The sequence below is a fragment of the Kitasatospora sp. NPDC096140 genome, assembly GCF_040303045.1.
In the GTDB taxonomy this organism is placed as follows: Bacteria; Actinomycetota; Actinomycetes; order Streptomycetales; family Streptomycetaceae; genus Kitasatospora.
The window spans coordinates 109360-134492 of the sequence record NZ_JBEOUW010000016.1; the positions used below are offsets into that span (position 1 = coordinate 109360).

The window sequence follows — 25133 nt, forward strand, 5'->3', positions numbered from 1 at the left end:
CGCACGGCCCGTCAGCCCTGCGGCCAGAGCGCGGGGTCGGGCGCGAACCGCACCGAGAGCACGCCGTCCAGCAGCCCGGCCCCGGCCACCGTGCAGCGGCGCAGCGCGGAGGGCAGGGCGAGCACCCGGCGGTGCGCGCCGAGGCCGACCACCAGGTCGTCGCCCCGGCGGACCAGGTCCAGCTCGGCCCGGTCGGCGCCGGGCAGGTCGAGGTGCCAGACCAGCAGGCCGTCCGCGGCGAGCCGGTCCTCGACGGTCCAGGGTGCCGGGTCGAGCCGCTCGGGCCCGGGGCCGTCCCCGTACAGGCGGTCGGCGACGCCCTCCAGGGTGGCGTCGGCCAGGTCGGTGACCAGGACGGGGGCGTCGGTCCCGGCGGCGAGCCCGGCCAGCTCCTCCTGCCGGCGGCGGGCCAGCGCGGCGAGCCAGGGGTCGGGTGAGGAGACGGCGGCCTCGGGCAGGGCGCCGTGCACGACCACGGCGTCCGGCCGGTGCCCGTGCAGCGCGAGCCCGGCCCGGATCCGGCGCAGTTCCTCGTACGGGTGGCCGTCGGCCGGGACGACCAGGCGGACGCTGGTACCGGGGTCGGTGATCGCGGCGCGGGACTCGGCGAGCGCCGCGGCGGCCTTGCCGCGCCCCTCGTACAGCCACTCGGCCGGCATCGGGACCCCGGCCAGTCCGGCCAGCAGCGGTCGCAGCGCCCGGGCGGCCTGCCGCTGCTCGGGGACGAGCCGGTCCAGGTAGCGCGCCAGCTGCTCGGGCAGGGCGAGGGTGGCGATCAGTTCGGCGGGCGGCGGGGCGAGCACCACCAGGACGTCCTGGTCGGCGGCGGGCAGGGCGCGCAGCAGGGCGAGCCGGGCGATGCCGGGGAGGGCGGTGAGTTCCTCGGGGTCGAGCTGTTCGGCGCCGAGCAGGTCGAGGGCGGGCTTGAGCCGGCCGGTGAGCTCGCCGACCGCGTAGCGGAAGGCGGCCTGCTCGTCGATCCGGGAGACGGCCAGGCCCGGCGCGTATTCGAGCGGTTCGGGCTCCAGCCGGGTGCCGAGGACGGCGTCCAGCGTGCGGTGCGGGTCGTCGGCCGCCAGCAGCCAGGTGCGGTGGCCGCGCCGGGCGGCGTGCAGGGCGGTGGCGGCGGCCACCGCGGGCGCGCCCGCGTCGCCGCTGACCAGGATGGTGCGTGTCGCCGTCATGCCGTCGGCCCCCGTTCCGCGGTGTCAGCCCTCGGAGGGCGTCGTGCCGGAGGTGTCCCCGACGCGCTTCTTCAGTCCGGCCAGGGCGCGGTCGATGATGACCTTCTCGGCCTTGCGCTTGATCATGCCCAGCATCGGGATCTTGACGTCCACGGCGAGCTGGTAGGTCACCTCGGTGCGGTTCCCGGCCAGCGGGGCGAGGGTGTAGGAGCCGTCCAGCGAGCGGAGCATCTGGCTGCGGACGAGGGTCCAGCTAACCTCGCGGTCGCCGTCCCAGGTGTAGGCGAGGACGTGCTCGTCGCGGATCGCGCCGGCGTCGAGGAGCAGCCGGACCTGGCTGGCGCGGCCGCCCTCGCCGGTCTCCAGGACCTCGATCTCCTTGACCTCGCCGGTCCAGGCCGGGTAGGCGGCGAAGTCGGCGATCACGGCCATGACCGTGGCCGGGGTCGCGTCGATGGTGATGCTCGACCTGGTGTGCTCCGCCATGGAATGGCCCTCCGCGTCGTCCCTCTGCCTGCCGGTCCGTCCGGGACGCGCTCGGCCCGGTCCGCCCGGAGCAGGCTATCGCGACCGGGGATCCCCTCGGCCGCGCGGGCGGTGCCCTGCGGGCGGCGGCGGGGCATGCTACCGGCCGGTCACCGCAGGGCTACCGTAGGGTGCCATTCGAACGACCCGGTCACGGCCTGGTCGGACCCGGCCGGGTGTGACACTTCGAACACCGGGCCCGACCCCCCTGGTCGAAGCTGCCTACCGGGCAGTAACGTCCTGCCGTCCCGCAGCGTCGCGAACGAGGAGCAGTCTTGCTCGACTTCAGCCTTCCGGCCCTCTACCAGGTACCGAGCGGCGGTAACCTCTCCGACCTCGTGCACCAGAACGCCGAGCGGCACCCGGACGTCGCGGTCCTCAGCCGCAAGGTGGACGGCCAGTGGCAGGAGTTGACCGCCGCGCAGTTCCTGGTCGAGGTGCACGCCGCCGCGAAGGGCCTGATCGCCGCCGGCATCCGCCCGGGCGACCGCGTGGGCATCATGTCCCGGACCCGGTACGAGTGGACGCTGCTGGACTTCGCGATCTGGTCGGCCGGTGCCATCACCGTGCCGGTGTACGAGACCTCCTCCGCCGAGCAGGTGGAGTGGATCCTCGGCGACTCCGGCGCGGTCGCCGTGCTCACCGAGACCGACCATCACCACGCGGTGGTCGAAGAGGTCCGCGACCGCCTCCCGGAGCTGAAGCACACCTGGCAGATCGAGCAGGGCGCGATCGCCGCGCTGGCCGAGGCCGGTCGCGAGGTCTCCGACGGGACCGTCGCCGAGTACCGCTCGACCGCCACCTCCGACTCGATCGCGACCATTGTCTACACCTCGGGCACCACCGGCCGCCCGAAGGGCTGTCAGCTGACGCACGGCAACTTCATGGCCGAGTGCGGCAACGTCGTCGAGCGCCTGGCCCCGCTGTTCACCACCGGCGAGAGCTCCGTGCTGCTCTTCCTGCCGCTGGCCCACGTGCTCGGCCGGATCGCCGAGATCTGCCCGGCGATGGCCCCGATGAAGCTCGGACACGTCTCCGACATCAAGGACGTCACCGCCGAGCTGGCCGCCTTCAAGCCGACCCTGATCCTGGGCGTGCCCAGAGTCTTCGAGAAGGTCTACAACACCGCCCGCGCCAAGGCCCAGGCCGACGGCAAGGGCAAGATCTTCGACAAGGCCGCCGAGACCGCGATCGCCTACAGCCGGGCGCTGGACGCCGGCGGCGCGGGCCTGGTCCTGCGGCTCAAGCACGCGGTCTTCGACAAGCTGGTCTACAGCAAGCTGCGCGCCGCCCTCGGCGGCCGGGCCACCCACGCCATCTCCGGCGGCGCCCCGCTCGGCGAGCGCCTGGGCCACTTCTACCGGGGCATCGGCTTCACCGTCCTGGAGGGCTACGGCCTGACGGAGACCTGCGCGGCCACCACCTTCAACCCGTGGGACAAGCCGAAGATCGGTACGGTCGGCCAGCCGGTGCCCGGCGCCTCGGTCAGGATCGCCGAGGACGGCGAGGTGTTCTTCAAGGGCCCGCACGTCTTCACCGGCTACTGGAACAACCCGCAGGCCACCGCCGACACCCTCAAGGACGGCTGGATCGCCACCGGCGACATCGGCTCGCTGGACTCCGAGGGCTACCTGACCATCACCGGCCGCAAGAAGGAGATCATCGTCACGGCCGGCGGCAAGAACGTCGCCCCCGCCGTGATCGAGGACCGGATCCGGGCCCACGCCCTGGTCGGCGAGGTCATGGTGGTCGGCGACCGGAAGCCCTTCATCGCCTGCCTGATCACCATCGACCAGGACTTCTTCCCGAAGTGGAAGGAGCTCAACGGCAAGCCCGCCGACGCCACCGCCGCCGACCTCGCCCAGGACCCCGAGCTGCTGGCCGCCCTGCAGGCCGCGGTGGACGACGGCAACGCGGCGGTCTCGCACGCCGAGGCGGTCAAGAAGTTCCGCGTGCTGGACACCGAGTTCTCCGAGGAGAGCGGCTACCTGACGCCCTCGCTGAAGCTGAAGCGCAACGTCGTCCTCAAGGACTTCGCGGCCGACATCGAGGCCATCTACCGGAAGTGACCGGGTACCACGACGGGCCCCGCCTCCCGGGAAGGAGGCGGGGCCCGTCGTCGTGTCAGGCCGCCAGCAGCGAGGTCAGCCGCCCGGCCAGCAGGTCCCAGCGCCAGGAGCGCTCCACCCACCGCCGCCCGGCCTCGCCCATCCGCCGGCGCAGCTCCTCGTCACGCAGCAGCCGCACGATCCGCTCGGCCGACGCCGACGCCGAGCCGCCCGGGACGACGTACCCGGTCTCGCCCTCCAGCACCGCGTCCGGGGCGCCCCCGGAGTCCCCCGCGACCACCGGCAGGCCGGTCGCCGAGGCCTCCAGGTAGACGATGCCCAGACCCTCGACGTCCAGCCCCCCGCGCCTGGTCCGGCAGGGCATCGCGAAGACGTCCCCGGCCCCGTAGTGGGCGGGCAACTCCTCCCACGGCACCGAGCCGGTGAACCGCACCGAGTCACGGACGCCCGTGGCGTCGGCCAGCTTCTCCAGGTCCGCCCGGTACGGGCCGCCGCCGACGATCAGCAGCACCGCGTCCGGCACGTCGGCCAGGATCTGCGGCATCGCCTCGATCAGGGTGTCCTGGCCCTTGCGCGGCACCAGCCGGGAGACGCAGACCACGACCGGCCGGTCCGCCAGCCCGAGCCGGCGGCGGACCTCGGCGCCCCCGGAGCCCGGGTGGAAGGTGGACTCGTCCACGCCCGGCGGCAACTGCACCATCCGGGCCGCGGCCTGCGGCCCGACCGCGGCGGCGATCCGGGAGCGGGTGTACTCGCCCAGGTAGGTCAGCACGTCGGTGCCCGCGCCGATCCGGCGCAGCAGCTGCCGGGAGACCGGCAGCTGGGCCCAGGCGGCCTCGTGCCCGTGCGTCATGCCGAGCAGCCGTCCGGCCCCGGCCCGGCGCAGCGTGGGCGCCATCAGGCCGAGCGGGGCGGCGGCGCCGAACCAGACCGAGTCGCACCGCTCGGCGCGCAGGATCTCGGCGGCCCGCCGGGTGACCCGGGGTGTGGGAACCATCACCTTCGTCCGGTCCCGGATCACCGGGAACGGCTGCTCGGCGTCGAAGCGCCGCACCTCGCTGCCGTCGCGCCAGGTCGAGGCGTAGACCACGATGCTTCCTGCGGGCTGACGGACGGCCATGTTGTGCACGAAGGCCTGGATGCCCCCCGGTCGGGGCGGGAAGTCATTGGTGACGATCAAGGTTCTGTGCATCAGGCCACGGCTCGCTCGGTCGGGGGGTGCTCGGTGTACCGCTGGGTGATCCGTACGATAGGTCAACACCATGACCCGCCGGGAACGGAACCGCGCACGGCAACCGTTTGACCCCCGGGTCAGTCCTAGTACCTAGGCCGCTGTGCGACGCGGCCCGGGCGTCCGTCAGTACGACGCCTCCGGTGAGGACGTCCGAGACGAACGAGGGAGCGCAGTGGAATTGGCCCCGGCCACCGAGCCCGGTTCTTCGCGCGGCCGCCTCGGCCGCCCGCTCGGGGCGCTGGCCGCGCTCGGCGCGACCTGGGTGGCCACCCGCACCCTGCTGGTGCTGCTGATCACCGGCGTGCTGAAGTCGCCGGGCGGCGACGTCACCGCCGACGTGTGGATGATCTACCACGCCTGGTACGGCGTGCTGCAGACCGGCACCTTCCCGTTCGACGACGTGACCTGGCAGTACCCGCCGGGCGCCGCCCTGGTGATCCTGCTGCCGGGTCTGCTGCCCTGGTCGTACCTGGTCTCGTTCTGGGTGATCTGCGGGATCGCCGACGCCGCCGCGGCCGCGCTGCTGATCCGCACCGGCCTGCGCCGCGGCCGGGCGCTGACCGGCGCCTGGATGTGGGTGGTGGGCGTCCCGCTGCTCGGCCCGATGATCTACAACCGCTTCGACATGATCGTCACCGCGGTCGCCCTGGCCGGCCTGCTGGCGCTGATCCGTCGCCCGGCGGTCGGCGGGCTGCTGCTGGGCCTGGGCGGCATCGTGAAGGTCTGGCCGCTGCTCGGCCTGATCGGCACCCCCTCCGGCCGCCGGACCCGCCGCTCCTGGACGCTGGCGGGGGCCACCGCCGTCTCCATCGGCTTCCTGCTCGCGGCCGGCATGAACGGCGCCTTCGACTTCCTGGCCTTCCAGAAGGACCGCGGCATCGAGGTCGAGTCGGTCGGCGCGCTGCCGCTGCACTTCGCCCGGATCGCCGGGGGCTGGGACGGCCGGGTCACCATGAACTACGGCTCCCCCGAGATGCTCGGGCCGTGGGTCGGCGTGATCAGCAAGGTCATGATGGCCGGCACCGTGCTGGGCTTCCTCTGGCTGCTGCTGTGGCGCTTCACCTCCAAGCGCCGCAACGCGGCCACCATGTACGACGCGGCGCTGTGCGCACTGCTGGTCTTCGTGGTGACCAGCCGGGTGATCAGCCCGCAGTACCTGGTCTGGCTGGTCGGCGTCGCGGCGGTCTGCCTGACGGTGCGCGGCACCAGCCAGCGGCCGGTGGCGCTGCTGATCCTGCTCGCCTGCCCGCTCACGCTGGTCGAGTTCCCGACGATGTTCACCCAGATCCTGGCCAGCGACCCGGGCGCCATCACGGTGCTGGCGCTGCGCAACCTGCTGCTGCTGGCCGCCACCGTGCTCTCCTGCGTCCGGCTCTGGCGCTCCACCCGGGGCGAGGCGCCGCTGCCCGCGACCGTGGTGCTGGACCGCGAGCCGGCCGCGCTGCCGGCCGCCGGGTACCCGGTGCGCCCGGGCATCGCGTACGAGCAGGACCTGCTGGACGGCATCGACCACCTGGGCACGCCGGCCGAGCCGCGGCGCTGACGCTGCTGCGGCCCGCCGGCCTCAGTCCTTCAGCGCCGCCACCTCGTCCAGCCAGAGCCGGGTGAAGTCGGCCAGGCCCACGCCCAGTTCGGCGCGCATCAGCCGGTCCGTACGGTGCTCGCGGTCCTCGCCCTGCCCGTCGTCCGCGCCGACCGCCCGGTAGAAGGCGACCAGCCGCTGCGGCCCGTTGCGGCGGGCGATCAGCTCGCAGGCGAGCCAGGACTGCTCGTAGGCCTGGGCGATGCCGGTGGCGCCGGCGGCGAAGTCCCGGTCGGCGGGCAGTTCGGCGGGCAGCCTCCCGGCGGCGACGTCCCGGGCCAGTTCGGGGGCGATCTGCTGCGGGCTGCGGCCGCTGTCGCGGTAGGCGGTCCAGTCGGCGACGCCCTCGGAGAGCCACATCGGGGTCCAGGCCCGGGTGTCGGCCCTGGTCGCGACATGGGTGGCCTCGTGCGTGACGACCACCTGGCGGCCGAAGCCGCTGAGCCGGCCGTACGCCTCGGGGTTGACCAGCACCCGGTCCGCCGGGGTGTTCCGGGGTGCGCCGGGGGCGGCCACGGTGACCGCCGCCATGTCCGCCCAGCCCGCCGGGTCGCCCTCCAGCAGCCGGGCGAACTGCTCCTCGGTGGCGGGCAGTTCGAGCAGCAGCCGGCCGGGCCAGGCGTCGCCCCAGACCTCCTCGACGGCGGGCACCGCGCGGTCGCCCACCACGACCAGCCCGGCCGGGTCGGGGCCGTCGGCCGAAGCGAGCACCAGGCTGTGCGTGCCCGGCGCCGGCCGGACGGCGCCGAAGTCCCAGAGCGCCGGCGGCCCGTCGGCGCTCTCCTCGCGTTCGACCCGCCAGCCGTCCGCGGCCGCGGCCAGTTCGATCCGGCGCGGGTACACCACGGGGTGGTCGTCGTACCCGGCGATCCGCACCGCCAGGTCGGCCGCGGCGGTCAGCCGGTCGGGCCCGCCGCCCGCGGCGAGCACCAGGTTGCGGTACGCCGCCTCGGCCACCGGCAGCCCCGACCGGGCCTCCAGCGTGCGCGCCCGCTCCGCCAGCACCGCCGCCACCGCGGCGCGCCGGTCGGCGACCGCCCCGACCGGTGCCGCCGCCGGGGCGAGTGGCGGCAGCGACAGCTGGGCCAGCCCGCCGACCGCGAGCAGCAGCGCACCCCGCCGGGACAGCGCGCGGCGGGGTACGTGCGCCGGATCGGGTCCGGCGGGGTGCGAAGGGGACGCGCTCAGAGCCGGACCACCCCCGAGACCGGCATGGCGTTGACGCTCTCGTAGCGGACCTTGGCGCCCGGGTAGGGGGCGTGCACGATCACACCGCCGCCGGCGTACATGCCGACGTGGTGCATGTCCCGGTAGAAGATCACCAGGTCTCCCGGTCGCGCCTCGGAAAGGTCGATCCGCCGGCCGGCGTACGCCTGGGCCTGCGAGGTGCGCGGCAGGGTCACTCCGGCCTGCCGCCAGCTGTAGTACATCAGACCGGAGCAGTCGAACGCGCGGGGCCCGGTGGCTCCGTAGACGTACGGCGAGCCGATCATGCGCACCGCGGCGGCCAGCGCGGCCGCCCCGCGCTCGGAGGCGGGCGGGGCGGTGCCGAGGTCCAGCCGGTCGGTGCCGCGGGTGGCGCGCTGCTCGGCGTCCCGGGCGTCCTGGGCGGTCATCCTGGCCCGCTCGGCGGCGTCGAGGCCGTTGAGCAGCTTCTGCGCCCTGGCCAGCCGCTGCTGGATCTGCTGCTTGCCGTCGGCGAGCGAGCGGCGGGCCTGGTCGAGCTCGGCGAGCTTTCCGGTGGCCTCCGTCCGCCGCTGGTCGAGCCGCCGCTGGCGGGTGACCAGCTCGTGCAGCGTCTCCTGCTGCCGCTGCGACGCCTGCCCCATGGTGCGGGCGCGGGCGAGGTAGCCCTCCGGGTCGGGGGACAGCATCAGCTGGGCGGTCTGGGTCATCCCGCCGCCGCGGTACTCGGCCCCGGCGACGGTCGCCAGGTCGCCGCGCAGCTCGTTGAGCTGGTCCTGGGCGACGGCGATCTCGCCCTGCAGGATCGTGGTCTCTCCCTGGAGCCGGCGCTGGGCCTCCTGTGCGGCGTTGTACTGCTCGGACGCCTGCTCGGCCTCGTCGTAGAGCTGCTCGACCTGCGCCTGGACGTCCTTGCGGTCGGCCGGGTCCGGGCTGCCGGGGGCGGCGTGGGCGCCGCCGCCGGTCGCCACGCCCAGCGCGGTGGTGGCGGCCGCCGTCAGCACCAGTGCACGGGCGAGCAGTTGGGAACGGCGGTGCACAAGCACGGCAGCGGCTCCAATCCTGCGGCGCGGCCCCGCGGCCGCCCGTGGCGGGCGGCCGTCGAGCGGGAGTCCGGTGGCAGACGTTAGCGAGTCCGGGCAAGCGAGTCCAAACCCCTACGGACCCGAATATTTGACCCTCAATCGGACATCAGCCCGAGCAGCCGCCAACGCCGCAGGCCCGGCCTTCCGTGGTGGAAGACCGGGCCTGCGAGGAGCCGAACGGGGTCAGACCCGCACGATGCCGCTCAGCGGCATGTTGGTGACGGCCTCGTAGCGGACCGACGCACCCGGCTTGGGGGCGTGCAGCACCTGGCCGTTGCCGGCGTAGATGCCGACGTGGTGGGCGTCCCCGTAGAAGATCAGCAGGTCGCCGGGCTGGGCCTGGGACAGGTCGGTGCCGATCCGGGTGCCGGCGTGGGCCTGCTCCTGCGAGGTGCGCGGCAGCGACACGCCGACCTGGTTGAACGCCCAGACCATCAGGCCGGAGCAGTCGAAGGAGCTCGGGCCGGTGGCGCCCCACACGTACGGGCTGCCGACCTTGGAGGCGGCGGCGGAGAGCGCGGCGGCACCGCGCGAGCTGCCCGGGGCCGGGAGCTTGCCGGCCGGCGTGGACGACGGCGTGGAGAGGTCGGTGCGGCTGTTGTCGCGCGAGGCGCGGTCGGCGTTCTGCTGCGCCTTCGCGGCGGCGTCGGCCTGGGCCTTGGCGTCGGCGGCGGCCTTCTCCTCGGCCGCGCGCAGCGCCTGGCGCTCCTGCTCGGTCAGGGTGTTGAGCAGGTCCTGGGCGGCCTTCAGCTTGGCCTGGACCTCGTCCTTGGAGGCCTTCAGCTGCTGGGTGGTCGACTCCAGCTCGGCGAGCTTGCCCTGGGCCTCGGTGCGGTCCTGGTCGAGCTTGCGCTGCTGCTCCTGGAGCTGCTTCAGCTGGTTCTTCTGGGTGTCACCGGCCTGGTTCAGCGCACCGGCCTGGTTGAGGAAGTTGTCCGGGCTGGACGAGAACATCAGCTGGACGGTCGGGGATATGCCGCCGTTGCGGTACTGCTCCCCGGCGATCTCGGCGAGTCCGCCCTGCAGCTCGGTCACCTGGGCCTGCTGACGGGCCACCTGGTCCTGCAGGCCGGAGACCTGCTTCTCCAGGGTCTGCTGCTTCTCCTGGGCGGCGTTGTACTGCTCGGTCGCCACCTCGGCCTGCTCGTTGAGCTGGTCGACCTGCTCCTTGACCTGGTCCTTGGTCGGCTGCGGGTCGGCGTGGGCGCCGGACTGCGCGGAGAGGGCGACGGCAGCGGCGGCGACACCGGTCAGGATCGAGACCCGGGCGCGACTTGCTGGCTTGGGACGACGATGGGACGCCACGAAGGCGGGCTCCTTCTTCCTACGTCCGCCTACCGGGTGAGCTGACGGGTTCGGGCCGGAAGCATGCCCTACGACGCCTCACGGCCGTTCCAGCGGCCGACCTGGCGCCGATTCACCCCGGAGGAACGTGGTTCCCCGGCTCCGCTCCGCAGCGCCCCCGACCACTGGGCTCCCCTGTCGGGCAGTCGCTTCGACCTGCCCCGCTGCCTCGCGAACTCGGCGGTAACCACCGCCGCCACCCTGGCTGGGTGATCGACAGTGCGGTGGTTCGAGGCACGACCCTAGTAACTGAACCGTGATCGGTTCAAATCCTTGTCAGAAAAAAGACGGAAGATTACCCAAGTTCTTTTGTGAAAATGACCGATGGTGATCACGACCGTACGCAAGGCTGATCAGGTCTCACCCGCCGCTCGCGAAACGGTCGAAAACCCGAACGCCACCCCGTCGGAGGTGGCGCGGATCACAGGGGCCCGGAAGGGCCCCCGGAGGGTGTCGGGCCGTCAGACCCGGCGGATGGTGTTGATCGGCATCGCGTCGGCCTTCATCACCTTCACCACGTCACCGGTGTGCGGCGCGTGGACCACCATGCCGTTGCCGATGTACATCCCGACGTGGTGCATGTCGCCGCCGTAGATGACCAGGTCGCCGGGCTGGGCCGCGGCCAGTCCGGGCACCGCGGTGCCGTAGTGGCCCTGCTCCTGCGAGGTGCGCGGCAGCGAGACGCCGGCCTGGCCGTACGCCCAGAGCATCAGGCCGGAGCAGTCGAAGGTGCTCGGACCGGTGGCGCCCCACACGTACGGCGAGCCCTGCTTGCTCATCGCCTTGGCGACGGCCACCGCGGCGTACCCGCTGGCCGGCGGCAGGTTGCTCAGGTCGACCCGGTCGCTGCCGCGCGAGGCCCGGTCGTCCTGCGCCTGCTGGGCCTTCAGCGCGGTGCGCTCGGCGGCGCTGAGCGAGTTCAGCAGGTCCTGGGCGGCCTGCAGCTTGGTGTTGACGTCCGCCTTGGCCTGGTTCAGGTCCTTGGTGGTGCTGTCCAGCGAGGCCAGCACGGCGGCCGCCTCGGTCTTCTCCTGGTCCAGCCGGCGCTGCTCGTCCAGCAGCGACTTGAGCGCCTCGGCCTGGGTGGCGCTGGCCTGCTGGACCGTCGAGGCCTTCTCCAGGTAGCCCGACGGGTCGGAGGAGAGCATCAGCTGGACGGACGGGTCGATGCCGCCGCTGCGGTACTGGTCGCCGGCCACCTCGGCCAGGCCGCCCTGCAGCTGGGTCATCTGCTCCTGGCCGCGGGCCACCTGGTCCTGCAGCTGGTCGGCCTGCTTGCGCAGCTGGTCGGCCCGCTCCTTGGCGCCGTTGTACTTCTCGGCCGCCTGCTCCTGCTCCTCCTGGAGCTGGTCGATCTGCGCCTTGACGTCCGTTTTGTTCGGCTGCGGCGCGGCGTGCGCGGCCACCTGGGCGGAGAGGGCGACCGCGGTCGCAGCGGCAGCGGTGAGCACGGAGATCCGCGCGCGGCTCGGCTGCTTGGGACGGCGGTGGGAGGCCAAGGGACCGGCTCCTTCTTCCAACGGACTCACCCGATCGGATGAGGAACCGGAAAATAGGTTTGACGCCAGACCCTAGTGCGGATCTATCCGCTTTGCCACTCCCCCGAAGGCGTGAACCCCGTTCACCACACCGGCTTCACCGCACCCGCACACGGTCGTGGACGCGGCGCTGACCAGGTGTCATCCTAGCGGGCCGACGCTCAGGGCCGCGCCAGCCGGTTCAGCAGCAGCACCGACGCCACCGGGCGCGCGCCCGCCTTCCGCACGCCCTCCGCAACCTCCCGGTCGGCGGAAACCACGACCACCGGACGGCCCTGCGGCTCGGCCCGCACCAGACGGCGGATCAGCTCGTCCGCGGTCTCCCCGGTCCGGCTGAACCGCACCCGGACCCCGCGCGGCGGCGCCATGATCACCGGAACGTCCAGGTCCTGGCCGTCGAACACACAGGTGACCTCCGCCTGGGTGCGCTGGGCCAGCATCGCCAGCCCGCCCAGCAGCCGGATCCGCTGCTGCTCCAGCGGCAGCGTCGGATAACCGGTCTTGGTCACGTTGTAGCCGTCCACCACCAGGTGCACCTGCGGGATCGCCAGCAGCTGGTCCAGCAGCGCCGGGTCGTCCTCGGCCAGCCCGCGCCGCGCCACGTCGTGCGGCGAGGCCGCGCCCGGCACCACCGCCTCCACCAGGTCCGCCGGGCGGATCTGGGCGACCGGCAGCGCCAGCTCCCGCTGCAGACCCTGGGCCGACTGCAGCACGGTGTCCAGCAGCAGCCGCAGCCGCATGTCCTCGACGCTGCGCCCCTCGCGGGCCGACCGGCGGCCCTGCTCGGCGGCGTTCTCCAGCTCCGAGAGCCGGTGCTTGAGCCGCCGCGCCTCGGTCTCGGCCGCGCTGCGCTCGGCAGCGCCCTGGGCCCTCACCGCCTCCAGTTCCCCGGCCACCCGACGCGTCTCGGCCTGCGCCCGGCGGGTGTCGCTCTCCAGCGACCGCACCTTCTTGCGCAGCGACTCGGCCTCCCGCCGGACGCCCTCGAACTCCACGCGCTGCCGGTCCAGGTCCGCCCGCGCGGTGGCCCGCACCTCGGCCAGCTCGGCCTGCAGCTTCTCCACCAGCCGGGTCGCCTCCGCGGCCGCGTCCTCGGCGCCGGCCCGCTCGGCCTCCTCGCCGGCCTCGGCGACCAGCCGGCTCCAGCCCGCCGAGCGCACCAGGTAGGCGGCGGCCGCGACGTCCATCGGATCGGCGGCGCCGGGGACGCTGCCCGACTCCAGCGCCCTCACCAGGTCCGGCTGTCCCAGCCGCAGCCGCTCCGCTATCCGCACCCGGAAGGCCGGCTCCGCCTCCAGCGCGGCCGCCAGCGCGGTGGCCGCGTACTTGGCGCGCCGCGCGGGGGTGAACTTCACGTACTGACGCAGGCTCTGCGGGAGTTCGCCCGGCGGCAGTCCGCCCAGCGCGTCCGAGGCCAGCCCGACCACCCGTCGGCGCACTCCCTCGGGCAGCGGCCGGTCCAGCTTCTCGGCGCCGCGCTCCGACGCGGCCCCGGAGGCGTCGGAGGACTCGGCCGGGTCTGCCGGGTCTGCCGGGTCGGACGGAGCGGTCTGCGCCCCGACGGCATCGGGTCCGCCGGCCGCCGCGTCGACGGCTCCGGACGCAGCGCCCTCCGCCGGTCCCGTCCCGGCGTCCGGCACCTGCGCCTGCGCAGCGGGCCGAAGCCCCTGCGCTTCGCCGGGCTCCTTCGCTGCGTCCACCACGTCCTCGGCTCCGATCCTGTTCTCCGGCGGGGTACGGCCGCGACCCCCCGTCGTCACGCCCCGTGCGTCTTGTTCCGTATTGTCCGGTGTGGCGGACGGGCGCGCCGCGCGCCGCCCGCCGCACCCGCGGGCATCAGCCCTGCTCGGCCGGGGCCTCCGCGCCCTCGGCACCCGGACGGGCCACCAGCTCGACCTGGTCGACGGCGTTGCACCAGCGGCAGCGCACCGACTCGACGGTCTCGCTCAGCACCTCGGTCTCCTCGACCTTGGAGTCGCCGGCCAGGTCGAAGTGCAGGAACTCGGTCACCCGCGCCGTGCGGGTCACGTCGAACCGGGTGAGGTTTCCGCACAGGGTGCAGCGCCAGCGCGTCTCGGCAGTCAGGGCGGGGACGGTCATCGGGGGTCCTCTCGGGTGGTCCCTGCGTGGGCTAGGCGCTCCCCCCGGAGCCCCGGCGTCGGCGGCGGGAGGCGGGAATGCCCGCCCCAAGCCTATTGCCTGGGGCAACCATCGCGACCACCGGTCAGCGGAATAGCGGGGCTAGTCCACCTGCCGTAAACCGCCGTGTCACCTGCGGCGCCCGGAGGGATGCTTGGCCGCATGGCGCTCGCGGCCCCCGACCACACCGCCGCGCGGGGCGGCCGGCCGGAGGTGGCCGCCCCGGCGGTCACCTACGCGCTGATCGCGGTCAACACCCTGGTCTTCCTCCTCGGCCCGGCCGCCGGGCTCAATCCGCTGTACGGCACCGGCCCGGCCCGGGTCTGCGCGGAGCAGCGGTACGAGCAGCGCTGGGGCGCCGTTCCGGCCGAACTGCTGACCGGGCGGCCGCTCACCGCCGAACAGCTGACCGAGGCCCCCGACCCGGTCCCCGGCTGCCCGGCCGCCCCGACCCCGGGCAAGCACCCGGCCCTGTCCGCCCTCACCGGCCTCTTCGTGCACGCCGGCTGGCTGCACCTGCTGGGCAACCTGCTCTTCCTGCACGTCTTCGGCCCCACCGTCGAGCGGCGGCTGGGCCGGGCCCGGTACGCCGTCTTCTACCTGGCCGCCGGCAGCCTGGCCACGTACGGCTTCGCGCTCGCGGAGGCGCACTCGCCGGACTGCACGCGGGTGCTCATCGGAGCCTCCGGCGCGATCTCCGCCGTCCTGGGCGCCTACCTGCGCTTCCACCCGCGCGCCCGGGTGACCACCCTCGTCCCGCTGCTGTTCTTCCTGCCGCTGCGCTTCCCGGCCTGGCTGGTGCTCGGCCTCTGGTTCGCGCTGCAGTGGTGGTCGGTGCACTCGGCGGGCCCGGGGGTGGCCTACCTGGTCCACGTGATCGGTTTCTCGGCCGGCTTCCTCTACACCTGCACGGTGGTCCGCCACCCCCCGAGACGGCCCGGCTGACGCCCGATACGCTGGCGGCACCCCACAAAGGAGCGCGAACAGTGATCACCGCCATCGTCCTGATCAAGACCAGTGTCGACCGCATCCCGGAGATCGCCGAGGCCATCGCTTCCATCGAGGGCGTCAGCGAGGTGTACTCGGTGACCGGTGGATACGACCTGGTGGCGATGGTCCGGGTGCGCCGCCACGACGACCTGGCCGAGGTCATCCCGGGCCGGCTCAACAAGGTCCCCGGCGTGGCCCACACCGAGACCCAGATCGCCTTCCGCACCTACTCCCAGCACGACCTGGAGGCGGCCTTCGCCCTCGGCCTGGACGAGTAGCGGGGCCCCCGGGCTCAGCCCTCCCGACGCGCGCGGGCTCAGCCCTCCCGGCGGGTGTCCGCGACGCAACGCCCGCCCTCGTTGCGGTAGTTCCACGCCGCGCCGTCCGTGACCAGCTCGCGGACGGCGGTGAGGAAGCGGTCGATGTGCTCGTCCGGGGTCCCGGCGCCGAAGCTGACCCGGATGGCGTTCAGGCTGCGCTCGCCCGGCAGCGAGGGGTCCGGAGCGCCGCAGCTGGACTCGACGGCGGTGGCCTCGTCGTCCAGCAGGGTGCGCACCAGCGGGTGGGCGCAGAAGAGGCCGTCGCGCACCCCGATGCCGTACTCGGCGGACAGTGCGGCCGAGAAGTGCGAGCTGTTCCAGCCCCGGACGACGAAGGACAGCACGCCCACCCGGGCCGAGCCGGCGCCGAACAGGTTCAGCACCTTGACCTGCGGGACCTCCGCCAGCCCGGCGGTCAGCCGGTCGACCAGCTGCCGCTCACGGACCTCCAGGGCGTCGAAGCCGGCCTCGCCCAGGGCGCGGCAGGCCGAGGCGATCGCGTAGGCGCCGATGACGTTCGGCGAGCCGGCCTCGTGCCGGGCCGGGCCGGTCTGCCACTGCACGGCCACCGAGCCGTCCGTCTCCCGGGCCACCGTGCGGGTCGCCCCGCCGCCGGCCAGGTACGGCTCGGCCGCGTCCAGCCAGTCCGCCCGGCCGGCCAGCACCCCGGCGCCGAACGGCGCGTAGATCTTGTGGCCGGAGAAGGCGATCCAGTCGACGTCCAGCTCGCGCACCGAGACCCGGTGGTGCGGGGCCAGCTGGGCCGCGTCCAGCACCACCCGGGCGCCGTGCCGGTGCGCCGTCCCGGTCAGCTCGGCGACCGGCCACAGCTCGCCGGTCACGTTGGAGGCGCCGGTGACGCAGAGCAGCTTGGGGCCCTCGGGCGCCTCGGCGAGCGCGGCGTCCAGGGCGGCCACCGCCTCGGCCCGGGAGCGCGGCGCGCGCAGGTAGGTCACGTCCAGTCCGGCGTGCGCCCAGGGCAGCAGCGAGGCGTGGTGCTCGGTCTCGAAGGCGAACACCCGGGTGCCGGCCGGCACGGCGGCGGCCAGCAGGTTGAGCGAGTCGGTGGTGGCCCGGGTGAAGACGACCTGGTCGCCCTCGCGCAGGTCGAGGAACTCGGCGACGGTGCGGCGGCTCTGCTCGAAGAGGTCGGTGGACAGCTGCGAGAGGTACCCGGCGCCGCGGTGCACGCTGCCGTAGTACGGCGCGTAGGCCGCGACGTCGTCCCAGACCCGCTGCAGTGCCGGCGCGCTGGCCGCGTAGTCGAGCGCCGCGTAGCCGACCTTCTCACCGCTGGCGAGCGGGACCTGGACGTCGGAGCCGAGCACGGCGAGCGGGGCGGTGGTCTCGGTGGCGAGAGAGGACATGAGGATGCACTCCTTCAGGGGCCTGGGACCCCGGGAGTGCCACTCGTCGGGTGTCCGCGCTTGTCGCACGGACGGTTTGCCGTGGCGACCCGGTCCTCACCCAGGGCACCCCGCCACGGACGGAGGGTTGCCGGACAGCAAGCTGGGGCTTGACGCTGTCACTCATGACCTGGCGCCGACTCTAGGGTCGCGTCCGGCGGGCGGTCAAACGGGCATCCACCATCCGGACAGCCGGGGAGCCCGCGCCGGCGTTTCCGGCACGGGCTCCCAACCACCGCTTCAGCTACGGCTGGTGGCCTCCGACCAGCGCCGCAGCAGCTCCTGTGCGACGCCGGAGTCGATGGCCTCCGCCGCCCGCGCCATGCCCGCCGCGAGCTGCTCGGCCAGCGGCGCGTCGCCCAGGTCGAGCGCGACCAGCGCCGCCGCCGTGTTCAGCAGGACGGCGTCCCGCACCGGCCCGCGCTCGCCCGCCAGCAGACGGCGCGCGACCTCCGCGTTGTACGCCGGGTCCCCGCCGCGCAGCGACTCGATGCCGACCAGCTCGATGCCGACCTCCCGCGGGTCGAAGGAGGTCTCGGTGACCACCCCGTCGCGCACCACCCACACCCGTGAGGTGGTGGTGATGGTCAGTTCGTCCAGCCCGTCGTCGCCGCGGAAGACCAGCGCCGTCGAGCCGCGCCGGGCGAGCACCCCGGCGATCAGCCCGGACAGCCGGGTGTCGAAGCAGCCGATGGCGTGGGAGGTGACCTTGGCCGGGTTGGTCAGCGGGCCGAGGATGTTGAAGGCGGTCGGCACCCCGAGGTCGCGCCGCGCGGTGGCGGCGTGCCGCATCGAGGGGTGGAACTTCGCCGCGAAGCAGAAGGTGAGGCCGACCTCCTCGGCCACCTCGGCGACCCGCCGGGCGGAGAGGTCCAGCGCCACCCCGAGCTTCTCCAGCACGTCCGAGGACCCGGTGGAGGAGGAGGCGGCCCGGTTGCCGTGCTTGACCACCTTGGCACCGGCCGCCGCCGCGACGATCGCCGACATCGTGGAGATGTTGACGGTCTTCGCCCGGTCGCCGCCGGTGCCGACGATGTCCACCGCCGGGCCGGCGATGTCCAGCGGCTCGGCGTGCGCGTACATCGCGTCGACCAGACCGGTGACCTCGTCGACCGTCTCGCCCTTGGACCGCAGCGCGATCATGAAGCCGGCCACCTGGGCGGGGGAGGCCTCGCCGCTCATGATCCGGTCCATCGCCCACGCGGTGGACGAGCGGTCGAGGTCCTCCCCCTTCAACAGGGCCGTCAGGAGATCCGGCCAGGAGCGGACCACCTGCGCGGGGTCGCTACCGCCGTTCGCAGGGTTCACGTTCACCATGGCTGACTCCAGCTGTCGTCTGTCCCCCCGCTCCGGGGGGCGTCCGTACGGATGGAGCCAGCCTATCGAGCGGCAGGGCCCCCAGGGCCCCGTCTTCTCTAGTACTGAGACACCGCCGCTCAGCGGGCGGCCGGCGCCCGCTTGGCCAGCCGGGCCCGCAGCAGCGTGGCGACCGCCTCGGCCAGCGCCACCGGGTCCACCGGGTGGGAGATCGCGGCGTCGGCCCGGCTCCAGGCGGCGAGCCAGGAGTCCTGCGGCCGGCCGATCAGCACCAGCACCGGCGGGCAGCCGTAGATCTCGTCCTTCAGCTGGCGCCCGAGCCCCAGCCCGCCGGCCGGGACCGCCTCGCCGTCCAGCACGCAGAGGTCCACGCCGCCCTTCTCCAGCGCCTTGAGCACCGCCGGGGTGGTCGCGCACTCCAGGTAGGACAGCTCCGGAAGATCCTCGGCGGGCCGACGGCCGAGTGCCGTCAGCACCTGCTCGCGGGTGTTGCGGTCGTCGCTGTAGACGAGGACGGTGAGCGTCTCATCGGTCGTGTACGCCATGGACCCTGCTCCCTCAAGTGTGATCCGGACCACGTTCGCCTGATCCGGATGCTACTCCCGATCACCCTCCGCCGAGTGCCCCTCGCGCACGTTCCTCCTCAAGCCGCCGCGCCCCGGTCTCACCCTCCTGGAGGACTGCCCGTCACCCGGACCCGCCCGGTCCACCCGTACGGCCGACCCCCGGCCCGCTCCCCTACCTCCGGCCGCTGCTCCGACCGTGCATCGACGCGCCGGGCAACGGGGTCGTAGAGTGCCCCGAGGAACCGTCAGAAAAGGGACACGCCGCTGCTCAGCCCCCGTACACCCACCCCGTCGGCCCCCAAGCGGGCATACCGCACGCACCGGACACTCCGAGGGACACCCCCCGGCGTGAAGACGGAATAAGGGACCGACATAATGTCCGTCGTGGCGACAGCAACAGCAGTAGAAACCGGGCACGCGCACGGATCGGTCAACCGGCCGAACATGGTCAGCGTCGGAACGATCGTCTGGCTCAGTTCCGAGTTGATGTTCTTCGCGGCCCTCTTCGCGATGTACTTCACGCTCCGCTCCGTCAAGGGAGCCGAGTTCTGGACCGAGAAGGCCCACGCCCTCAACGTGGCGTTCTCCTCGGTCAACACCACGGTCCTGGTGCTCTCCTCGCTCACCTGCCAGCTCGGCGTGTTCGCCGCCGAGCGCGGTGACGTGAAGAAGCTCCGCATGTGGTTCATCATCACGTTCGTCATGGGCGCGGTCTTCATCGGCGGCCAGGTCTACGAGTACACCGAGCTGGTCAAGAAGGATGGTCTGTCGCTGTCCTCCGACCCGTACGGCACGGTGTTCTACCTGACCACCGGCTTCCACGGCCTGCACGTGACGGGTGGTCTGATCGCCTTCCTGCTGGTCCTGGGACGGACGTACGCAGCCAAGCGCTTCACGCACGAGCAGGCCACCGCCGCGATCGTCGTGTCGTACTACTGGCACTTCGTCGACGTCGTGTGGATCGGCCTGTTCGCGACCATCTACCTGATCAAGTAACCAGCTGATCAGGTCGCTGGCCACCGGCTGCGGCCCCCGCCCTCACCGGCGACGGGCCGCTTCTGCCGGTGCCGACGCTCCCACCGACCGACCGCGCGCGCAGCCCTAGACAGGCAGCCTCGTGCCGGCCAGACCGGCCGCCGGGTGCACCCACCAGTCGACCAGATCCTGACACCGGGGTTATTCCGTGAAAAAGCTCTCCGCACGACGGCGCCACCCATTGGCGGCGCTGGTCGTCCTACTTCTCGCCCTGGCGGCAACCGGGGGGCTGTACGCCGCGTTCGCTCCCGCCGACAAGGCGCAGGCCGACGTCGCCGCGCAGTCGCTCGCGATCGATGAGGGCAAGAAGCTCTTCGCCGTCGGTTGCTCCTCCTGCCACGGCCTGAACGGCCAGGGCAGCAGTGACGGTCCGAGCCTGGTCGGCGTCGGTTCCGCCGCCGTCGACTTCCAGGTCGGCACCGGCCGCATGCCGGCCCAGCAGCCCGGCGCCCAGGTGCCGCGCAAGAAGGCCATCTACACCCAGGCCGAGATCGACCAGCTCGCCGCCTTCGTCGCCTCCCTCGGTCCCGGCCCGGTGACCCCGACGGAGGAGCAGTACACCTCGACCAACCCGGAGGACATCTCCAAGGGTGGCGAGCTGTTCCGCACCAACTGCGCCCAGTGCCACAACTTCGCCGGCCAGGGTGGTGCCCTGACCAAGGGCAAGTACGCCCCGTCGCTGGAGGGCGTGGATCCCAAGCACATCTACGAGGCCATGCAGACCGGCCCGCAGAACATGCCGTCGTTCCCGGACACCACCATGCCCGAGGAGCAGAAGAAGCAGATCGTGGCCTTCGTCCGCCACACCACCAGCGACGAGCCCAACCCCGGGGGTCTCACGCTCGGCAGCCTCGGTCCGGTGACCGAGGGCCTGTTCGGCTGGATCTTCGGTCTTGGCACGCTCATCGCGGTCGCGATCTGGGTCGCCGCCCACACCACCAAGGCCAAGAAGTCATGAGCCACGACATGTCAGAGAACCTCCCGGAGTCGCACGGCTCCGCCGGCGAGGTCGCCGAGCACGGCAACCCGTTCGCCGACCCGGGCCTGCCGGCCCACGAGCCCCGTCGCACCGACATCGACGAGAAGGCCGCCCGGCGCGCCGAGCGCCAGGTCTCGCTGATGTTCGTGATCTCGATGCTCGCCACCGTCGGCTTCATCGCCTCGTACGTGGCCATCGACCCGGACAAGATCGTCTACATCTTCCCGCTGGGTCACGTCAGCGCGCTGAACTTCGCGCTGGGTCTGACCCTGGGCGTCGCGCTCTTCATGATCGGCGCGGGCGCGGTCCACTGGGCCCGCACCCTGATGTCGGACGTCGAGCTGCCGGCCGAGCGTCACCCGATCGAGGCCGACGACGAGGTCCGCGCGGACGTCATCGAGCAGTTCAAGACCGGCGCCGCCGAGTCCGGCTTCGGCCGCCGCAAGATGATCCGCAACACCCTCATCGGTTCGATGGCGCTGGTCCCGCTCTCCGGCGTGGTCCTGCTCCGCGACCTCGGCCCGCTCCCGGAGAAGAAGCTCCAGGAGACCGGCTGGAAGGAGGCGACTCCGGCCAAGCCGCTGCAGCTGGTCAACATGAACACCATGCTGCCGCTGAAGCCGCAGGACGTCGCCATCGGCTCGCTGACCTTCGCCATGCCCGAGGGCCTGAGCACCCACGACGAGGACTTCCAGCAGCGGATCGCCAAGGACGCCCTGATGCTGGTGCGCATCGCACCGGAGGACATCAAGGACGACAACTCCAAGGAGCTGGGCTTCGAGGGCATCCTGGCCTACTCGAAGATCTGCACCCACGTCGGCTGCCCGATCAGCCTGTACGAGCAGCAGACCCACCACGCGCTCTGCCCCTGCCACCAGTCGACCTTCGACCTGGCGGACGGCGCGCGCGTCATCTTCGGCCCGGCCGGCCACCCGCTGCCGCAGCTGAAGATCACCACTGACGACAAGGGCAACCTGGTCGCCACCGGCGACTTCGCGGAGCCCGTCGGCCCGAGCTTCTGGGAGCGTGCTCGATGAGTAGCGCGAGCAGCACCACGACCGGTGCCGCCAAGCCGTCCAGCACGCGTGCCAAGCCCGCCAACAAGTGGGAGGCCGCGGCTGACTGGACGGACGGCCGGCTGGGGATCTACTCCCTCGCCAAGGCCAACCTGCGGAAGATCTTCCCGGACCACTGGTCCTTCATGCTGGGCGAGATCTGCCTCTACTCGTTCGTCATCATCATCCTGACCGGTGTCTACCTGACGCTGTTCTTCAAGCCCTCCATGGGCGAGGTGATCTACAACGGGTCGTACGTCCCGCTCAAGGGCATCGGCATGTCCGAGGCCTACGCGTCGACGCTCGACATCAGCTTCGAGGTCCGCGGTGGCCTGCTGATCCGTCAGATCCACCACTGGGCCGCGCTGGTCTTCGTGGCCGCGATGCTCGTGCACATGATGCGCGTGTTCTTCACCGGCGCGTTCCGCAAGCCCCGCGAGATCAACTGGGTCTTCGGCTTCCTGCTGCTGGTCCTGGGCATGTTCGACGGCTTCTTCGGCTACTCGCTGCCGGACGACCTGCTGTCGGGTACCGGTATCCGCTTCATGGAAGGCGCGATCCTCGCCGTCCCGCTGGTCGGCACCTACCTGCAGATGTTCCTGTACGGCGGCGAGTTCCCCGGGCACGACATCATCCCGCGGTTCTTCACCATCCACGTGCTGCTGATCCCGGGCATCATGCTCGGCCTGCTGGTGGCGCACCTGATCCTGGTCTTCTACCACAAGCACACCCAGTGGGCGGGCCCGGGCAAGACCGAGAAGAACGTCGTCGGCATGCCGCTGATGCCGGTCTACATGGCCAAGGCCGGTGGCTTCTTCTTCCTGGTGTTCGGTCTGATCGCCGCCATCTCGGCGATCGCCTCGATCAACCCGATCTGGGCCTACGGCCCGTACCGCCCGGACCAGGTGTCCACGGACGCCCAGCCCGACTGGTACATGGGCTTCTCCGAGGGTCTGATCCGCGTCATGCCGGGCTGGGAGATCAGCCTGTGGGGCCACACCCTGAACCTGGGTGTCTTCGTCCCGCTGATGATCTTCCCGCTGGTCCTGGTCGCGATCGCGGTCTACCCGTTCATCGAGGGCTGGATCACCGGCGACAAGCGCGAGCACCACATCCTGGACCGCCCGCGCAACGCCCCGGTCCGCACCGCCCTGGGTGCCGCCTGGATCAGCCTGTACCTGGTGCTGCTGATCGGTGGTGGCAACGACCTGTTCGCCACCCACCTGCACCTGTCGATCAACTCGATCACCTACTTCGTCCGCGTCGGCTTCTTCGTCGTCCCGGTCATCACCTTCATCGTCACCAAGCGCTGGTGCCTCGGCCTCCAGCGCCGTGACAAGGAGAAGGTGCTGCACGGCCGCGAGACGGGCGTCATCAAGCGCCTGCCGCACGGCGAGTTCGTCGAGGTGCACGCGCAGCTGCCGCAGAAGGACCTGTTCAAGCTCACCGCGCACGAGCAGAACCAGCCGGTCGAGCTGCCGGCCCAGGCGGACGAGAACGGCGTGGCCCGCAAGGCCGGCGTCCTCACCCGCACCCGGGCCAAGCTGTCCCGCGGCTACTACGGCGAGGGCGGCCAGATCCCCAAGCCGACCGCCGAGGAGCACCACGAGATCACCAGCGGCCACGGCCACCACTGATCCCGTACCCGCGTCACCCCGAGGGCCGCTGACCAGAGTTCGTCTGGTCGGCGGCCCTCGGCCTTTCCGCATCCGCCGGCCCGTCCCCGACCGCGTCTCCAGGAGCCTCCCGTGCAGCTCTCCGTCGACACCGCCTCCGCCACGCCGCCGTACGAGCAGATCCGCGCCCAGATCGCGGAGCGGGCCCGCACCGGGGAGCTGCCCACCGGGCTGAAGCTGCCCACCGTACGGGCCCTGGCCGAGGAGCTGGGGCTGGCCGCCGGCACCGTCGCCCGGGCGTACCGGGAGCTGGAGACGGACGGCGTGGTGGAGACCCACGGCCGGCGCGGCACCCTGATCGCCGCCACCGGGGACAGCGCGCACCGGCTGGCCGCCGCGGCCGCCGCCGAGTACGCCGAGCGCGCGAGCCGCCTCGGGCTCTCCCACGCGGACGCCGTGGCCGCGGTGGTCACCGCGCTGGGGCTGGCCTACCCGGAGGCCTGACGGCCCGTGCGGGGCCCGGACGGGCCCCGCACGGGTCCGCACGGGCCCGGCACTGCCCCGGTCAGACCTCGGGGCGGATCATCCCCGCGGCGGGGGCCTGACCGGCCGGAACCGTGGTGCTGAGGGGCTGTCCGACGGCGCTGTGCTTGACCCAGTCCGTCCAGGCGACGTTCCAGTCCCCGAAGCCGTTGCCGAACGGCTCCATCGCGGCGCCCTGGCTGTTCACCACCGTCACCAGGTCCCCCACCCGGGTGTTGTCGTAGAACCACTTGGCGTTGTCGGTGCTCATGCCGGTACAGCCGTGGCTGACGTTCGCGACGCCCTGCGAGCCGACCGACCAGGGTGCCGCGTGCACGTACTCGCCGCTCCAGGTCACCCGGGTGGCCCACTTCACGTCGAGGTCGTACGACTCCGAGCTGCCGGCGGCTATGCCGATGGTCTCGCCGCTCATCCGGACGGACTGCTCCTGGCCGAGCACCACCTTGATGCCGTTGCGGGTGTCGAAGCCGGGCTTGCCGGTGGTGACCGGGATGGTCCGCACGACCTCGCCGTCACGCTTCAGGGTGAGCTCGTGGGCGGCCGCGTCGACCACCGACTCGACCCGCGCCCCGATCCGCAGCTTCAGCGCGCTGCGGTCGCCGCCGTAGAGGCCGTCCGAGATCCGGCTGCCGGTGGCGTCGAAGGCCAGCGCGACGGTCGTGCCGGCCGGCCAGTAGTCCTCCGGCCGGAAGTGCAGGTCCTTGTCGTCCACCCAGTACCAGGCGCCCGTGACGGCGGGCTGGGAGGTCACGGTCAGGCTCTGCTCGACCTCCTGGCGGGCCTGCGGGTCCTTCACCGCCTCGGAGAGCTGCACGGTGAGCGGCTGGCCGACCCCGTAGACACCGCTGCCGGAGGAGTCCGGGCCGAGCTTGGCGGTGAGCAGGCGCTGGGCCGCGACGGTGCTGAAGCCGGCCGTGGTGTCGCCGCGGCCGCCCTTGCCGTCGTCGGCGGAGATGCGGACGGAGTACGTGGTGGCGGCCTTCAGCCGGCCGGTGGTCTGCCAGCTGCGCTGGTCGTCGGCGAGCTTGCCGGCGACCACCCGGCCGTCCGGGCCGACCACGGTGACGTCGGTGAGCCGGCTGCCCTGCACGGCCGTCACGGTGATCGGCTGGGAGGGATCGACCTGGCCGTCCGCCGAGAGGTGGACCAGCGGGGCCGCGTCGATCCGGTGCGGCCCGGCGGACTCGTCGTCACCGGACGAGCAGGCGGCCAGCGGGGCCAGTACTGCGAGGGCGAGCGAGATGCTGCCTATGCCTGCGATTCCGTGCCTGTCGGCCATGACCGCCTCCGGGGGTTCGCACGATTGATCAGATCGTAGGAACGCCTGCTGGCAGAGCGACATCCGAGGGACCCCTCGTTCACCCGGCTGAGTGAGGCCGTCACCCCGGAGACGCACCAGGGCCGGTCCTCCCGTGCGGGAG

The 25133-nt window shown here is 72.7% G+C and carries 22 protein-coding genes and 2 riboswitches; of the genes, 9 read left to right on the plus strand and 13 right to left on the minus strand.

The genetic code is table 11. The annotated features are described in order from the left end of the window. Positions 1 to 11 precede the first annotated feature (11 nt). Together ABT048_RS18860 and ABT048_RS18865 are read right to left on the minus strand one after the other, a co-directional pair. Complete coding sequence (locus ABT048_RS18860; RefSeq protein WP_350522530.1) at positions 12 to 1184, minus strand: ArsA family ATPase; 1173 nt, start codon at positions 1182 to 1184, stop codon at positions 12 to 14. 24 nt (positions 1185 to 1208) lie between these two features. After that, on the minus strand, positions 1209 to 1670 hold the full coding sequence (locus ABT048_RS18865; protein ID WP_350522531.1) for an SRPBCC family protein: 462 nt from the start codon (positions 1668 to 1670) through the stop codon (positions 1209 to 1211). A gap of 314 nt (positions 1671 to 1984) precedes the next feature. On the opposite strand from ABT048_RS18865, the gene ABT048_RS18870 reads away from it, so the two are divergent. Beyond that, entirely contained in the window at positions 1985 to 3778 is a 1794-nt protein-coding gene (locus ABT048_RS18870; RefSeq protein WP_350522532.1) for an AMP-dependent synthetase/ligase, read from the plus strand. A 55-nt stretch (positions 3779 to 3833) separates the two neighbouring features. On the opposite strand, the gene ABT048_RS18875 is transcribed toward ABT048_RS18870, so the two are convergent. Beyond that, the gene (locus tag ABT048_RS18875) at positions 3834 to 4970 is read right to left on the minus strand and encodes a glycosyltransferase family 4 protein (protein WP_350522533.1); all 1137 of its coding nucleotides are present in this window, start codon (positions 4968 to 4970) and stop codon (positions 3834 to 3836) included. Between the two features lie 214 nt (positions 4971 to 5184). On the opposite strand from ABT048_RS18875, the gene ABT048_RS18880 reads away from it, so the two are divergent. Further along, positions 5185 to 6555, plus strand: a complete 1371-nt coding sequence (locus ABT048_RS18880) for a glycosyltransferase 87 family protein (protein WP_350522534.1) — start codon at positions 5185 to 5187, stop codon at positions 6553 to 6555. Between the two features lie 21 nt (positions 6556 to 6576). Here ABT048_RS18880 and ABT048_RS18885 read toward each other — a convergent pair whose 3' ends face one another. The 6 genes from ABT048_RS18885 to ABT048_RS18910 all read right to left on the minus strand — a co-directional run bounded on the left by ABT048_RS18885 (position 6577) and on the right by ABT048_RS18910 (position 13846). Beyond that, positions 6577 to 7599 (minus strand): hypothetical protein, encoded by a 1023-nt coding sequence (locus ABT048_RS18885; RefSeq protein WP_350522535.1) that lies wholly within the window; start codon positions 7597 to 7599, stop codon positions 6577 to 6579. A gap of 179 nt (positions 7600 to 7778) precedes the next feature. Then, positions 7779 to 8825: a C40 family peptidase gene (locus ABT048_RS18890; protein WP_350522536.1), complete on the minus strand. Its 1047-nt coding sequence runs from the start codon at positions 8823 to 8825 to the stop codon at positions 7779 to 7781. Between the two features lie 222 nt (positions 8826 to 9047). Further along, the gene (locus ABT048_RS18895; RefSeq protein WP_350522537.1) at positions 9048 to 10169 is read right to left on the minus strand and encodes an NlpC/P60 family protein; all 1122 of its coding nucleotides are present in this window, start codon (positions 10167 to 10169) and stop codon (positions 9048 to 9050) included. A 10-nt stretch (positions 10170 to 10179) separates the two neighbouring features. Continuing rightward, positions 10180 to 10333, minus strand: a riboswitch (cyclic di-AMP (ydaO/yuaA leader). A gap of 336 nt (positions 10334 to 10669) precedes the next feature. Further along, positions 10670 to 11707 (minus strand): C40 family peptidase, encoded by a 1038-nt coding sequence (locus ABT048_RS18900; protein WP_350522538.1) that lies wholly within the window; start codon positions 11705 to 11707, stop codon positions 10670 to 10672. A 200-nt stretch (positions 11708 to 11907) separates the two neighbouring features. Next, positions 11908 to 13209, minus strand: coding sequence for an NYN domain-containing protein (locus ABT048_RS18905; RefSeq protein ID WP_350522607.1), 1302 nt, complete (start codon positions 13207 to 13209; stop codon positions 11908 to 11910). A 373-nt stretch (positions 13210 to 13582) separates the two neighbouring features. Next, the gene (locus tag ABT048_RS18910) at positions 13583 to 13846 is read right to left on the minus strand and encodes a hypothetical protein (protein WP_350522539.1); all 264 of its coding nucleotides are present in this window, start codon (positions 13844 to 13846) and stop codon (positions 13583 to 13585) included. 201 nt (positions 13847 to 14047) lie between these two features. On the opposite strand from ABT048_RS18910, the gene ABT048_RS18915 reads away from it, so the two are divergent. Both ABT048_RS18915 and ABT048_RS18920 read left to right on the plus strand, forming a co-directional pair. Continuing rightward, positions 14048 to 14830 carry a rhomboid family intramembrane serine protease gene (locus tag ABT048_RS18915; RefSeq protein ID WP_350522540.1) on the plus strand — a complete coding sequence of 261 codons (783 nt, stop codon included), beginning with the start codon at positions 14048 to 14050 and terminating at the stop codon, positions 14828 to 14830. Between the two features lie 41 nt (positions 14831 to 14871). Next, a complete protein-coding gene (locus tag ABT048_RS18920) occupies positions 14872 to 15153 on the plus strand; it encodes an Lrp/AsnC family transcriptional regulator (protein WP_189915153.1) in 282 nt (93 codons plus the stop codon). A gap of 38 nt (positions 15154 to 15191) precedes the next feature. Here the strand turns inward: ABT048_RS18920 and ABT048_RS18925 are convergent, their stop codons facing one another. The 3 genes from ABT048_RS18925 to ABT048_RS18935 all read right to left on the minus strand — a co-directional run bounded on the left by ABT048_RS18925 (position 15192) and on the right by ABT048_RS18935 (position 18463). After that, complete coding sequence (locus ABT048_RS18925; protein WP_350522541.1) at positions 15192 to 16562, minus strand: aminotransferase class V-fold PLP-dependent enzyme; 1371 nt, start codon at positions 16560 to 16562, stop codon at positions 15192 to 15194. 51 nt (positions 16563 to 16613) lie between these two features. Continuing rightward, a riboswitch (SAM riboswitch) is annotated at positions 16614 to 16732 on the minus strand. A 109-nt stretch (positions 16733 to 16841) separates the two neighbouring features. Further along, the gene (gene trpD, locus ABT048_RS18930; protein ID WP_350522542.1) at positions 16842 to 17918 is read right to left on the minus strand and encodes an anthranilate phosphoribosyltransferase; all 1077 of its coding nucleotides are present in this window, start codon (positions 17916 to 17918) and stop codon (positions 16842 to 16844) included. A gap of 119 nt (positions 17919 to 18037) precedes the next feature. Further along, on the minus strand, positions 18038 to 18463 hold the full coding sequence (locus ABT048_RS18935; RefSeq protein WP_350522543.1) for a response regulator: 426 nt from the start codon (positions 18461 to 18463) through the stop codon (positions 18038 to 18040). Between the two features lie 396 nt (positions 18464 to 18859). Here ABT048_RS18935 and ctaE point away from each other — a divergent pair, with 396 nt between their 5' ends. From ctaE to ABT048_RS18960, 5 genes are all read left to right on the plus strand, one after another. Further along, a complete protein-coding gene (gene ctaE, locus ABT048_RS18940; RefSeq protein ID WP_350522544.1) occupies positions 18860 to 19480 on the plus strand; it encodes an aa3-type cytochrome oxidase subunit III in 621 nt (206 codons plus the stop codon). A 187-nt stretch (positions 19481 to 19667) separates the two neighbouring features. Beyond that, positions 19668 to 20477, plus strand: coding sequence for a cytochrome bc1 complex diheme cytochrome c subunit (qcrC, locus tag ABT048_RS18945; protein ID WP_350522545.1), 810 nt, complete (start codon positions 19668 to 19670; stop codon positions 20475 to 20477). Between the two features lie 8 nt (positions 20478 to 20485). Further along, positions 20486 to 21535 carry a cytochrome bc1 complex Rieske iron-sulfur subunit gene (gene qcrA, locus ABT048_RS18950; RefSeq protein WP_350522546.1) on the plus strand — a complete coding sequence of 350 codons (1050 nt, stop codon included), beginning with the start codon at positions 20486 to 20488 and terminating at the stop codon, positions 21533 to 21535. Next, complete coding sequence (qcrB, locus tag ABT048_RS18955; RefSeq protein WP_350522547.1) at positions 21532 to 23190, plus strand: cytochrome bc1 complex cytochrome b subunit; 1659 nt, start codon at positions 21532 to 21534, stop codon at positions 23188 to 23190. Before qcrA ends, qcrB begins: the two co-directional genes overlap by 4 nt. 111 nt (positions 23191 to 23301) lie before the next feature. Continuing rightward, positions 23302 to 23673 (plus strand): GntR family transcriptional regulator, encoded by a 372-nt coding sequence (locus ABT048_RS18960; RefSeq protein ID WP_350522548.1) that lies wholly within the window; start codon positions 23302 to 23304, stop codon positions 23671 to 23673. Positions 23674 to 23734: 61 nt separating this feature from the next. Here ABT048_RS18960 and ABT048_RS18965 read toward each other — a convergent pair whose 3' ends face one another. After that, on the minus strand, positions 23735 to 24991 hold the full coding sequence (locus tag ABT048_RS18965) for a L,D-transpeptidase (protein ID WP_350522549.1): 1257 nt from the start codon (positions 24989 to 24991) through the stop codon (positions 23735 to 23737). Between the last annotated feature and the right edge of the window lie 142 nt (positions 24992 to 25133).

Excerpts from the sequence above, each read along its gene's own strand:
- ABT048_RS18925 (WP_350522541.1), bottom strand. The coding sequence starts at position 16,562 with ATGTCCTCTCTCGCCACCGAGACCACCGCCCCGCTCGCCGTGCTCGGC.
- ABT048_RS18935 (WP_350522543.1), bottom strand. The coding sequence starts at position 18,463 with ATGGCGTACACGACCGATGAGACGCTCACCGTCCTCGTCTACAGCGAC.
- trpD (WP_350522542.1), bottom strand. The coding sequence starts at position 17,918 with ATGGTGAACGTGAACCCTGCGAACGGCGGTAGCGACCCCGCGCAGGTG.
- ctaE (WP_350522544.1), top strand. The coding sequence starts at position 18,860 with ATGTCCGTCGTGGCGACAGCAACAGCAGTAGAAACCGGGCACGCGCAC.
- ABT048_RS18915 (WP_350522540.1), top strand. The coding sequence starts at position 14,048 with ATGGCGCTCGCGGCCCCCGACCACACCGCCGCGCGGGGCGGCCGGCCG.
- ABT048_RS18865 (WP_350522531.1), bottom strand. The coding sequence starts at position 1,670 with ATGGCGGAGCACACCAGGTCGAGCATCACCATCGACGCGACCCCGGCC.
- ABT048_RS18965 (WP_350522549.1), bottom strand. The coding sequence starts at position 24,991 with ATGGCCGACAGGCACGGAATCGCAGGCATAGGCAGCATCTCGCTCGCC.
- ABT048_RS18910 (WP_350522539.1), bottom strand. The coding sequence starts at position 13,846 with ATGACCGTCCCCGCCCTGACTGCCGAGACGCGCTGGCGCTGCACCCTG.
- ABT048_RS18860 (WP_350522530.1), bottom strand. The coding sequence starts at position 1,184 with ATGACGGCGACACGCACCATCCTGGTCAGCGGCGACGCGGGCGCGCCC.
- qcrB (WP_350522547.1), top strand. The coding sequence starts at position 21,532 with ATGAGTAGCGCGAGCAGCACCACGACCGGTGCCGCCAAGCCGTCCAGC.
- ABT048_RS18875 (WP_350522533.1), bottom strand. The coding sequence starts at position 4,970 with ATGCACAGAACCTTGATCGTCACCAATGACTTCCCGCCCCGACCGGGG.
- qcrA (WP_350522546.1), top strand. The coding sequence starts at position 20,486 with ATGTCAGAGAACCTCCCGGAGTCGCACGGCTCCGCCGGCGAGGTCGCC.